9 protein-coding genes and 1 other RNA gene are annotated in these 12,740 nt (G+C 44.6%); all 10 read left to right on the forward strand.

Annotation, left to right across the window (positions count from 1 at the left end):
- Positions 1 to 8: 8 nt before the first annotated feature.
- Positions 9 to 2,285: a SpoIID/LytB domain-containing protein gene (locus DS742_RS20050; protein ID WP_117418743.1), complete on the forward strand. Its 2,277-nt coding sequence runs from the start codon at positions 9 to 11 to the stop codon at positions 2,283 to 2,285.
- 46 nt (positions 2,286 to 2,331) lie between these two features.
- Positions 2,332 to 4,035, forward strand: a complete 1,704-nt coding sequence (locus DS742_RS20055) for a S8 family peptidase (RefSeq protein WP_117418744.1) — start codon at positions 2,332 to 2,334, stop codon at positions 4,033 to 4,035.
- A 72-nt stretch (positions 4,036 to 4,107) separates the two neighbouring features.
- Positions 4,108 to 4,938 (forward strand): AraC family transcriptional regulator, encoded by an 831-nt coding sequence (locus tag DS742_RS20060; RefSeq protein ID WP_117418745.1) that lies wholly within the window; start codon positions 4,108 to 4,110, stop codon positions 4,936 to 4,938.
- An 87-nt stretch (positions 4,939 to 5,025) separates the two neighbouring features.
- Entirely contained in the window at positions 5,026 to 6,036 is a 1,011-nt protein-coding gene (locus DS742_RS20065; protein WP_117418746.1) for a deoxyguanosinetriphosphate triphosphohydrolase, read from the forward strand.
- Between the two features lie 44 nt (positions 6,037 to 6,080).
- Complete coding sequence (gene dnaG / locus DS742_RS20070; RefSeq protein ID WP_117418747.1) at positions 6,081 to 7,853, forward strand: DNA primase; 1,773 nt, start codon at positions 6,081 to 6,083, stop codon at positions 7,851 to 7,853.
- A 72-nt stretch (positions 7,854 to 7,925) separates the two neighbouring features.
- The gene (gene rpoD / locus DS742_RS20075; protein WP_117418791.1) at positions 7,926 to 9,095 is read left to right on the forward strand and encodes an RNA polymerase sigma factor RpoD; all 1,170 of its coding nucleotides are present in this window, start codon (positions 7,926 to 7,928) and stop codon (positions 9,093 to 9,095) included.
- A 20-nt stretch (positions 9,096 to 9,115) separates the two neighbouring features.
- On the forward strand, positions 9,116 to 9,826 hold the full coding sequence (locus DS742_RS20080) for a tRNA (adenine(22)-N(1))-methyltransferase (RefSeq protein WP_117418748.1): 711 nt from the start codon (positions 9,116 to 9,118) through the stop codon (positions 9,824 to 9,826).
- Positions 9,804 to 10,625, forward strand: a complete 822-nt coding sequence (locus DS742_RS20085) for a Nif3-like dinuclear metal center hexameric protein (RefSeq protein ID WP_117418749.1) — start codon at positions 9,804 to 9,806, stop codon at positions 10,623 to 10,625. The genes DS742_RS20080 and DS742_RS20085 overlap by 23 nt, the downstream gene beginning before the upstream one ends.
- A gap of 11 nt (positions 10,626 to 10,636) precedes the next feature.
- Complete coding sequence (locus DS742_RS20090; protein WP_117418750.1) at positions 10,637 to 12,298, forward strand: nucleoside kinase; 1,662 nt, start codon at positions 10,637 to 10,639, stop codon at positions 12,296 to 12,298.
- Positions 12,299 to 12,363: 65 nt separating this feature from the next.
- An RNA gene (gene rnpB, locus DS742_RS20095) (RNase P RNA component class A) lies at positions 12,364 to 12,709 on the forward strand.
- The last annotated feature ends 31 nt before the right edge of the window (positions 12,710 to 12,740 follow it).

Consider the following 12,740-nt stretch of genomic DNA (forward strand, 5'->3'; position numbering starts at 1 on the left):
AGGAGCGCATGAATAAAAAGTCATTGATCGGGTTTGTCGTCGGTATTCCTCTTCTGGTTATAGTTCTTATTATCATTATTTTGATGAATGAGCCGGAGCCGGAGGGGATTTCAAGGGGGCTGGCATGCAAGTCAGCAGCTCTCCTTCTTACAGACAGAGAAAGCTTGGAAAAAATGCAGGAGAATCAGAAGCAGCAATATTTCTCCAAACAGGATCAGAGCGTCTGGTATGCGAAATATATGGATTATTTATATGCCAATGGTTATCTTGATACAGATCTTATGCCAGCAAATGAGGAGACTGCTCAGGGACTTTTAACTTATCAGGAAGCAGAAAGCCTGGCAGAAGCACTGGTCCCTGGTTCAGGAAAGAGCATTCATGGAGGAAAGAAGAATAAGAATAAACACATAACCGCTGATGAATGGTGGTATCTGTTTGAAGATTTAACGAAGGCGCTTGATAAAGAAAATCAGATAAAAACAATGGATGTTTTTCTTTATGGAACCCCTTCGAACATAAGGCCTTCTTCCTCATGGACTGCCTATACCAGCGAAGGAACATTTGGATTCGAAGGAATCAGTCTGGATTCCTACATAGACTGGGAAGTGAAGATACTGGTAAAAGGCAGTGAAATCATTTCCTTAAAAGAAATCGTAAGCGATTCTGTTACATACAAAAACGTCTGGCTGACCGCCGGCGAGAATGAGACATTTCAGGTACATTTTGGATCTGCAATCAGAACTTTTCCTCTGGATGCATCTTTGGGGCAGGCAGAGGACCTTGTTAACAATCTGGCAGATTTAAGTCTGAAAAGAGGAAATCTTCAGAAAGTTACGCTTAAGAAAAAGAGAATTTCAGGAAAGGTACTTGCTATTACAGATACTTCCATAGAAATTGAAAATTATGGTAAACTGAAGTTTGATAAGGATTTTAAAGTTTACCGTTTATATGGACAATTTGAAGAACGGACCATTTCCGATATTTTAGTCGGTTATGATATACAGGATTTTGTCGTAGCCCATGGTAAGATCTGCGCAGCTTTACTAGTCCGTGAATTTGATGCAAAGACCATTCGGGTACTCCTTATGAACACGAACTTTCAGTCGATTTTTCATCCTTCGGTGACACTGTCTTCTAAGACAGGCTTAACACTGACCTATGACAAAGAGACGGTTCAGATACCGCCAGGGGCAGAGGTGATTATAGAACCTTCGGATGAAAGGTTAAAAAGCGGCAGAATTGTAGCAGCGCCCCTTGAAAAGGGGGGATCCATTGAGGTGAACTCCATAAACCGATCCTACGGGACGCCTTCTTATAACGGAACGATAGAGATCAGGAAGGATTCAGACGGACTGCTTCTGATTAATGAATTGTATCTGGAGGATTACTTAACAAAAGTTGTGCCAAGTGAGATGCCTGACAGCTATGAAAAAGAAGCATTAAAAGCCCAGGCCGTGTGTGCAAGAACCTATGCATACCGCCAGATCCAGAGCAATACCTACAGCAAATATGGTGCTCATGTGGATGACAGTACACGTTTTCAGGTATACAACAACCTCCCTGCGGCTGTAAAGACAGAGGATGCGGTCCGGGAAACGTATGGCAAGCTGCTCTTTTACGGGGATACGCCTATCGAAGCGTTTTATTTTTCTACTTCCTGCGGACACACTACCGATGGCAGCGTATGGGGAGGAGACCCATCCCAGTACCCTTATTTAGATGGAGGACTGCTTCAGGATGGAGGAGCAGTGTTAAATCTGTCCACCAATTCTGATTTTGAAGAATTTATAAAGAATAAAGATTATCCGGCTTATGATTCTTCTTTCCCCATGTACCGGTGGGAGACCACGGTTACGAACAGGCAGCTGGAGGAAGAAATTACAGAAGTAGGCTCCATTTTAAATATTACAGTGGTTGAACGGGGCGTGGGCGGTATTGTAAAAAAGCTAAGAGTCGAAGGTTCAGAAGGCGTCATGACCATAAGCGGTGAGGGGCAGGTCAGAGCAAAACTTGGCAATAAATATATGACCATTACCAAAAAAGACGGAACCCAGATGAAAAATTTCGATTCTCTTCCCAGTGCCTATATTGCCATAGAAAATCAGGGAGTTGATGATAAGAACATCACTACGTTCCATATTTATGGCGGCGGCTTCGGCCATGGAGTGGGAATGAGCCAGAACGCAGCTCAGGAGATGGCGAAGGAAGGAAAATCCTATGAGGATATCCTTCAGTTCTTTTACCATGAGGTCCGGGTATGCGAGGCAGACAGTGTAAAGGAATGAGAGTGACTCTTTCTGCGTAGAATGTAAAAAAACCATAGGATGTCATATGCAGGATCAGAAATTGGAGAACCTGCTGAATCTCGCTCTCAGTGCCAGTCCGGAGGAACGGGAAAAGTCAGGTAGTTTAAATGTAGGATATAATCCCGGGGAACAGACCTGGGATGTAATTGTAAAGCATTCCGGGGATATCAGCGGCCTTACCCAGGTGGGAATCCGGGTGGAGCAGATGGTAAATGAGTATGCCATCTTAAATGTACCGGAGTCCTTTATCGATCAGTTAAGTGATCTGCCGCAGATAGAATATGTGGAGAAACCAAAGAGGCTGTTTTTTGCCGTGAATCAGGCAAAAGCGGCCTCTTGTGTCAATCTGGTCCAACAGGGGACCAATAATCTGACCGGAAACGGCGTGCTTGTAGCTGTCATTGATTCAGGGATTGATTATTATCATGATGATTTCCGCAATGCAGACGGAACAACCCGGATTTTAAAGTTATGGGATCAGACGCTTAACCGGGTATTTACGAAAGAGGAAATAGATGCAGCGCTGGCAACAGGAAGCAGAGAAGAGGCGAATAAGCTGGTTCCGTCTGTTGATATCAGCGGTCATGGAACGGCAGTCGCCTCCATTGCGGCAGGAAACGGCAGGGAAAACAGGGGGCAGTTCAGAGGCGTTGCTTATGAAAGTCCTCTTTTAGTGGTGAAACTGGGAGTACCCCAGGAAGGCGGGTTTCCAAGAACAACAGAACTTATGCGTGCAGTTAATTTTGCAGTAAAGGAAGCTGTTGATTTGCAGATGCCAATTGCCATTAATTTAAGCTTTGGCAATACCTATGGATCCCATGACGGGACCAGTCTGCTGGAAACATTTCTCGATGATATCTCCAATTATGGTAAGACCGTAATTGTGGTTGGTACGGGCAATGAGGGGGTTGGCGGGGGACATATATCCGGTACCTTAACCATGGCAAGTCCCCAGGAGATCGAGCTCAGTGTGGGAGGCTTTCAGCAGAGCTTCAGCGTTCAACTCTGGAAGTCCTATGCAGATCTGTTTGATATCAGCATTATCACCCCGTCCGGGGAAGTAATTGGTCCCATCAGCAGCAGACTGGGACCCCAGACCATCAGTTACGGAAACACCCGGATTCTTTTGTATTATGGGAAACCGGGACCATACAGCGTGGCTCAGGAGATTTATTTGGATTTTCTTCCTGTGGAAGACTATATTGACAGCGGAATCTGGAAATTCCGGCTGACACCGAGAGAGATTGTAGAGGGAAATTATGATTTGTGGCTTCCTTCTTCCGGGGTGCTAAATCAGTCCACCCGCTTTTTAAGGGCAACGCCTGAAACAACACTGACGATTCCTTCTACAGCATCAAAGGTCATTTCCGTCGGGGCTTATGATGATACGTATCAGTCTTATGCAGATTTTTCAGGAAGAGGCTATACAAGAAGAACAAATCTGGTTAAGCCGGATCTGGCAGCACCAGGAGTGGGAATTATTGCAGCCCGGGCCGGAGGAGGGTATGATCCTGTTACAGGAACTTCCTTTGCCACGCCTTTTGTCACAGGAAGTGCAGCCCTTTTGATGCAGTGGGGGATCGTGGATGGCAGAGATCCGTTCCTTTTTGGGGAAAAAATAAAAGCTTATTTAATCCGCGGCGCAAGAAAGCTTCCCGGGATCACCCGGTATCCAAACCCGGAACTGGGATATGGTGTTTTATGCGTCAGCGACAGCCTTCCTGTTTAAAACGAAAGAAAATCCATTGGACAACAGGCAGAAATGTTCTATAATGGATACAGTACATTTTGGAGGTGTGAAATGGAAATCAGACATGAACTGGTCATACCCAATAATGATCTTCCCTTCCGGCTGTTTATTTTTGAAGGCAGGGAAGGGAATTATAAAGTGACGAAGCACTGGCACCATTCTGTGGAAATTTTTCTGGTTCTGGAGGGGGAAATTGATTTTTTTATTAATAACACACATTTAAAACTGACCAGAGATGAATTTGTACTGGTTAATTCCAATGAAGTACATTCCATCGAATGCCCCAATCCGAATATTACCATTGTTCTGCAGATACCCGGAGAAACATTTGAAGATTACATGGGAGAAGATTCGTATGTAAACTTTGAAAGAAAAGGAGAAGAGGCAAATCGTAAGCTGAAAGATCTTGTGACTTCTCTTTTTTTCGTTTATGAAAAGCAGGAATATGGTTATGGCTTTCAGGTGAAAAGCCAGTTCTACCAGCTTTTATATCTGCTGATTACGGAGTTTAAAACAGAGAATATGGATAAAGAGGTGATCCGTCAGAAAAAGCAGCTTGATAAACTCTCAGATGTAACCCAGTATATGAGAGAGAATTACGACCAGGACCTAAAACTGGATGCGGTGGCATTGCGTTTTGGGTTCAGTCCTACCTATTTATCCAGGATCTTTTTGAAGTATGCGCAGGTCAATTACCGTACATTTCTAATTGACCTGCGTGTCAAGTATGCGGTACGTGAACTGATGGGAACGGATCATGAAATTGGTGAAATTGCCATGAAGCATGGGTTTCCTGACAGCAGGGCATTCGCCAAAGCGTTTAAAAAGAGGTATGGATGCCTTCCCAGTGAATACAGGAAACGTATCAGCAGCACAAGGTAAGTGGTATTGCAAATAATTTAATATAGGGTGTTAAAATTACTGAAAATATGATATAATGTACCATAACTTTGCGAAGGATGTGATCGAATGAATATCAGAGAATCCACAGAACAGTGGGAGGAAGCTTATTTAAGTCCTTATGCTGCTTTTAGCAAGAACACCAAAGGCAGAGAACGGGAAGAAGAACCCTGTGATATCCGCACCGCATATCAGCGGGATCGTGACAGAATCATTCACTGTAAAGCATTTCGAAGGCTGAAACACAAGACTCAGGTGTTTCTGGCACCAGAAGGTGATCATTACCGGACAAGACTTACACATACGCTGGAAGTTTCCCAGATCGCAAGAACCATAGCCAAATCACTTCGTATGAATGAAGATTTAACAGAAGCGATTGCTCTGGGGCATGATCTGGGGCATACGCCGTTTGGCCATTCCGGAGAAGCAGTTCTCAACGAGATCTGTTCCCAGGGATTTGCCCATTACAGGCAGAGTGTGCGGGTTGTTGAGATCCTTGAAAAAGACGGAATGGGTTTAAATCTCACATGGGAAGTGAGAGATGGAATTTTAAATCACCGGACCAGCGGGCATCCGGCAACTTTAGAGGGTGGAATTGTCAGGCTGTCTGATAAAATAGCCTACATCAACCACGACATCGATGACGCAATCCGTGCAAGGATGTTTGTAGAAGAGGACCTGCCTGCCTGCTATACCGATATTTTAGGACATAGTGTCAGGGAAAGGCTGAATAATCTCATTCATGATATCATTCACAACAGCTATGGGAAGAATGAGATCATCATGTCTCCTGATATGGAAGCCGCCATGCAGGGATTAAGAACCTGGATGTTTCAGCATGTTTATAAGAATGAGATTCCAAAAGCAGAAGAAGGTAAAGCACAGAAGATGATCGCCATGCTTTTTGAGTATTATATGGAGCATCCGGACAGGCTTCCGGAAGAATACAGGTTTCTGATGGAAAAAAGGGATGCAAGCAAAGAGCGGGCAGTCTGTGATTATATTGCCGGAATGAGTGACAGCTATGCCATTGACCGGTTTGAAGAACTGTTTGTTCCAAAGGCATGGAAAGCAATTTGACAAATAAGCATTTTTATCATTAGTGAAAGGAGGAAGAAGGCTTTATGCGATATTCGGAGGATATAATTGAAGAAGTCCGGATGAGGAATGACATTGTGGATATCGTATCAGGATACGTGAAACTGCAGAAAAAGGGCAGTAATTATTTTGGTTTATGCCCGTTTCATAACGAAAAGTCTCCCTCCTTTTCCGTTTCACCGGCCAAACAGATGTATTACTGCTTCGGGTGCGGTGCAGGCGGCAATGTTATTACTTTTATTATGGAATATGAGAATTATTCCTTTTCAGAAGCCTTTAAGATGCTTGCAGACCGGGCGGGAGTAAAACTGCCGGTTGAAGAATACAGCAAAGAGGCCAGGGAGCAGGAGGATTTAAAGGCCGCTCTTCTGGAGATGAACAAGCTGGCTGCCGGCTATTTTTATTACCAGCTGAAGAATCCACAGGGAGAAGCCGGTTACCGGTATTTAAGGGACAGACAGCTGAGTGATGAGACCATAGTCCGCTTCGGGCTTGGATATTCCAATAAGACCAGTGACGATCTATACCGCTATTTAAGAGGCAAAGGGTATGACGATAATATTTTAAAGCAGTCAGGACTTGTGACAATAGAAGAAAAGGGAAGCCATGATAAGTTCTGGAACCGGGTGATGTTTCCCATTATGGATGTGAATAACCGGGTCATCGGTTTTGGCGGGAGAGTCATGGGAGCCGGGGAACCGAAATATTTAAATTCTCCGGAGACAAAGCTGTTTGATAAAAGCAGAAACTTATACGGACTGAACTATGCCAGACTGTCACGGGAAAAATACATATTGATCTGTGAAGGGTATATGGATGTGATCGCCATGCACCAGGCCGGTTTTACCAATGCGGTAGCTTCATTAGGAACGGCATTTACCACCCAGCATGCCCAGCTTTTAAAACGGTATACGGATAAAGTGATCCTTACCTATGACAGTGACGGAGCCGGACAGAAAGCGGCACTGAGGGCGATTCCTATTTTACGGGAAGTGGGGATATCCATTCGCGTTCTGAATATGGAGCCCTATAAGGATCCGGATGAATTTATAAAGAATCTTGGAGCCGATGAATTTAAGAAGAGAATTGAGGAGGCGCGCAACAGTTTTCTCTTTGAAATTGAAGTCTTGAAAAAGAATTATAAGATGGATGATCCGGAACAGAAAACAGAGTTTTACAATCAGACGGCAAGGAAGCTTTTGGAATTTCCGGAAGCGCTTGAGAGGGAAAACTATTTAGAGGCTGTATCCAGAGAATTTTTCATTAATTACCAGGATTTAAAGCGCCTGGTGAACCGGCTGGGTGCTGCACTGGGACCGGTCCGGTCTTCTGTAAGGGGAGAGGAAGAGGAAACCGGAAAGAATCAGCGCAAAAAAGAAAAAGAAGATGGTGTTATGCAGTCGCAAAGGCTTTTGTTAACCTGGCTGATTGAGAATCCTGTACTATTTGATAAGATTAAAGGAGTGATTACTCCTGATGATTTTATAGAAGAACTGTATCATAAGGTGGCACAGATGGTTTTTGACGGACACGCTGCCGGAACACTGAATCCGGCCGAGATTTTAAATCATTTCATAGATGATGAGGATCAATACCGGACTGTCGCAGGTCTTTTCCATGCGAGCTTAAAAGAGTCTCTTGATAATGAAGAACAGAAAAAAGCGTTTTCGGAAACAATAATGAAAGTGAAAAAAAACAGTCTGGATCATGCCAGCCGTCATGCAGCAGGGATAGAAGAACTGCAAAGAATTATAAAGGAACAGGCTGCGCTGAGGGATTTGAATATTTCACTGGATTAGGGTGTACACTATAGGCAGGCTGTGGAAGGATGGAAAAACATGGACGAGAATGTTAAGAAGACAGCAGATAAGATGGTGGGTTCAGGAAAGACAGAAGAGGAACAGGTTGGCAGCAGGCAGGAAGAGTCAACAGTGGCATTTGAGGAGAAGTTAAATCAGCTCCTCCTATTAGCGAGAAAGAAGAGAAATGTCCTGGAAAATCAGGAAATACTTGATTTCTTTATAGGAGAAAATTTAGATTCAGACCGTTTGGATCAGATCTATGATTTTCTGGAGAGCAGTAAGGTGGACGTGCTTTCCATCAGCGGGGAAGAACTGGATTTAGACGAGGATCTTTTTCTGGAAGAAGACATTGAGGAAGAGGAAGAAATCGATATGGAAAGCATCGATTTGTCTGTTCCTGAAGGTGTCAGTGTAGAAGACCCTGTCCGTATGTATTTAAAGGAAATCGGTAAAGTCCCTCTTCTTTCAAGCGAAGATGAGATTGAACTGGCTAAAAAGATCGAGCTGGGGGATGAAGAATCCAAGCAGAGATTAACAGAAGCCAATCTCCGCCTTGTAGTAAGCATTGCCAAGCGGTATGTCGGCCGTGGAATGCAGTTTCTGGATCTGATACAGGAAGGAAACTTGGGGTTAATCAAAGCAGTTGAAAAGTTTGATTACAGAAAAGGATATAAGTTCAGTACTTATGCGACCTGGTGGATCAGACAGGCGATTACCCGTGCCATTGCAGACCAGGCCCGTACAATCCGGATTCCTGTTCATATGGTGGAAACCATTAACCGTCTGGTACGTGTATCCAGACAGCTTTTGCAGGAACTGGGCAGGGAACCTGTGCCGGAAGAGATTGCAGCAAGGGCAGATATGCAGGTAGAGCGGGTGCGGGAGATTATGAAAGTTTCCCAGGAGCCGGTTTCATTGGAAACGCCTATCGGTGAGGAAGAGGACAGCCATTTAGGTGATTTTATTCAGGATGATCAGGTGGCGGTCCCTGCGGACGCGGCTACGTTTACCATGCTTCATGAACAGCTTATGGAAGTACTTGATACCTTAACGGAGCGGGAACAGAAGGTGTTAAAGCTGCGGTTTGGTTTAAATGACGGACGCCCCAGGACTCTGGAAGAGGTGGGGAAAGAGTTTAATGTTACAAGAGAACGGATCAGACAAATTGAAGCGAAGGCTTTGCGAAAACTGCGCCATCCCAGCAGAAGCAAAAAGCTGAAAGATTATCTGGACGATTAAGAAGCAAGACGGAGTTTACTATGAAATTATCAAAACGTTTGGGAGTGATCGCTTCATTTGTTCCGGAAGGCAGCCATGTGGCTGATGTGGGAACGGATCATGGCTATATCCCGATTCATTTAGTACAGGAAGGCATTGCAAAATCAGCCATTGCCATGGATGTGAGAAAAGGGCCTCTTTTAAGGGCCCAGACTCACATAAAAGAGGCGGGCTTAGAAGATCTGGTTGAAGTCCGTTTAAGCGACGGACTTTTAAAGTTAGAGAAAAATCAGGCAGACTGTGTTGTCATTGCCGGCATGGGCGGAGAACTGATTATACATATATTGGAAGAGGGACGGCATTTATGGGACAGTATCTCATACTGGGTTCTGTCACCTCATTCTGAACTTTATAAAGTACGTAAGTTTCTCATAGAGCATGAATTTTCTATCGGGAGAGAGACTATGATAAAAGAGGACGGAAAATATTATTCCGTCATGGGTGTTACCAGAGAAGCTTCTGTTTTAAGCGGTCTGAATCCGGAACTGGAGTATCGGTATGGCAGGGATTTACTGAAGTCAGGAGATCCTGTTTTAAAGGAATACTTAAAGAAAGAGCAGATAAAGCTTGGCCTGATTTTAAAAGGTTTAAAGTCAAGCGGAACAATAAACGCAGAAAGCAGAATCGGAGAACTGGAACTGGACTTAAAGTGGAATAAGGAGGCACAAGATGCAATGCAGCAAACTGATTGAAATACTGGAAAAACTGGCACCTGCCGCCTGTGCCTGTGAATGGGATAATGTAGGGCTTCTTGTAGGACGGAGCAAAAAAGAGATAAAAAAGGTGTATATCGCCCTGGATGGGGATGAGAGAGCGATAGAAGAAGCGGTGGATTGCGGAGCCGATCTTCTTTTGACTCATCATCCCATAATTTTTAAGCCTTTAAACCGGATTAATGACAGTGATTTTATTGCCGGGAGGCTGATGAAGCTGATCCGGAATGATATCTGCTGTTATGCCATGCATACCAATTTTGATGCGGCTCCCGGATGTATGGCGGATGCGGCTGCGGGAATACTGGGATTAACGAAAACGAATGTCCTGGAAATAGAAGGAACTGTTAAGACAGATATCACGGAAGGCTCTGCGGAGACTGCATATGGAATCGGAAAGACCGGTTATTTAGAACAGCCTGTGACAGTGAGGGAACTGGCCGGACTGGTAAAGGAGAGGTTCGGGCTTCCGTTTGTCACCATATACGGAGAGCAGGATCTAAAAGAACCTGTGGCTTTTGTGGGAATCAGCCCGGGCGCAGGTTCCAGCATGATAAAACCTGCCCTGAAAGCGGGAGTTGAAGTACTGATTACAGGAGATATCGGACACCACAGCGGAACTGACGCGGCAGCAAACCATATGGCAGTCATTGATGCAGGTCATTATGGTCTGGAATATCTTTTCCTTGATTACATGGAAGATTTTCTGAAGAAAAAAGCAGGAGAGGAACTGGAGATTTACAAGGCGGACGTGAGATTTCCTGAGACATTTTTATAAGGAGGAAAAGAATGGCGATTGTAACAATAGATGGAACAAAGAGAGAATACCCAATTGGCACGACTTACCAGGATATAGCGAAGGAGTATCAGCCGCAGTATGACGATGAGATTCTTCTGGTAGGCATCAACGGAAAGTTAAGAGAACTTCATAAGACGGTTCAGTTTGACTGCAGCCTTCATTTTTTTACCGGAAGAGATCAGCCCGGGATACAGACCTATCACAGAAGTGCGATTTTCCTTATGCTGAAAGCATATTATGATGTGGCGGGATCAGAGAATATCGAAAAGGTGACCGTGGACTTTTCCCTGGGAAAAGGCTACTACATTCAGCCTCACGGAACGGCACCGCTTACAGAAGAACTGTTAAACCGTGTGATGGCGCGTATGAGAGAATATGTTGACCAGAAAATCCCCATCATGAAGCGAAGCGTTAATACGGATGATGCCATAGAACTGTTCCACAAGCACCGGATGTATGACAAAGAACGGCTTTTCCGCTACCGCAGGGTATCCCGCGTTAACTTATACAGCATCGGCGGTTTTGAAGATTATTTTTACGGCTATATGGTGCAGAATACTGGATATATCAGGTATTTTAATATCATTCCTTATGATGAGGGATTTATGCTCATGCTTCCCCAGAAGGAAAATCCCCAGGAGGTGCCTGTTTTTGAAGCAGAAAAAAAGCAGAAGCTTTATCAGGTATTAAAAGAAAGTGTAAAATGGGGGGAGCGACTCAAGGTTTCTCATGTCGGAGCCTTAAATGAAGTGATAGCTGCAGGTGATATCAATGAACTGATCCTGATCCAGGAGGCACTTCAGGAGAAAAAGATTGCTGAAATCGCAGCAAGGATCGGCGCTGACCGGAGCAAAAAATTTGTTATGATTGCAGGCCCATCCTCATCAGGAAAGACAACATTTTCCCATAGATTATCGGTACAGCTGAAGGCGCAGGGGATGATTCCCCACCCAATTGCAGTTGATGATTATTTTGTAAACAGAATAAACAGTCCGAAAAATCCAGACGGAAGCTATAATTATGAAGTTTTGGAATGCCTGGATATTGATCAGTTTAATAAAGACATGACGGCTCTTCTAGCCGGAGAAACGGTAGAAATGCCGAGGTACCAGTTTAAAACAGGAGAACGGGAGTATCGGGGCGATTATTTAAAGCTTGGGAAGGATGATATTCTTGTAATTGAAGGGATTCACTGCCTGAACGACAGATTATCCTATTCACTTCCAAAAGAAAGTAAATTCCGTGTTTATGTCAGCGCGCTGACCCAGTTAAACATTGACGAACACAACCGGATTCCCACTACCGACTGCCGCCTCATAAGGCGTATGGTGCGGGATGCCAGAACAAGAGGCGCATCAGCCCAGGATACCATACGCATGTGGCCGACTGTGAGAGAGGGAGAGGAAGCCTATATTTTTCCGTTCCAGGAATCCGCAGATATGATGTTTAATTCGGCTACCGTATATGAATTATCCGTTTTGAAACAGTATGCAGAGCCGCTCCTTTTCGGTATACCCAGAGAATCGCCCGAATATATGGAAGCAAAACGGCTTTTAAAATTCCTGGATTATTTTCTGGGAGTCAACAGTGAAGACATTCCACGCAACTCCATAGTGAGAGAATTTATTGGAGGAAGCTGCTTTAAGGTATAAAAAAATCAGGTCATTGAAAAGGCAGCTTTACAAATGCCTGGAACTATGATAGAATTATATGGTTTTGAGTAAGACAAATGGCCGCAGCTGCAAAGCCGAAAGGCTGCAGGTGAGGAAAGTCCGGGCTTCACAGGGCAGGATGCCAGATAACGTCTGGCGGAGGCGACTCCAGGGAAAGTGCAACAGAAATAAACCGCCGCATCTGCGGTAAGGGTGGAAAGGTGGTGTAAGAGACCACCGCTCTTCTGGTAACAGGAGGGGTCCATGTAAACCCCATTCGAAGCAAGACCGAACAGGAAGCATAAGGCGGCCCGTCTGCTTCCGGGTAGGTCGCTTGAGCCTGCCGGCGACGGCAGGCCTAGATAGATGGCCATTCAACGACATAACCCGGCTTATCGTCTTACTCAAAGCATTTAATAAATGAAATGAAACAGAGGGTATC

Origin of the sequence: Lacrimispora amygdalina, from assembly GCF_003432035.1 — a bacterium.
Taxonomy (GTDB): domain Bacteria; phylum Bacillota; class Clostridia; order Lachnospirales; family Lachnospiraceae; genus Lacrimispora; species Lacrimispora amygdalina.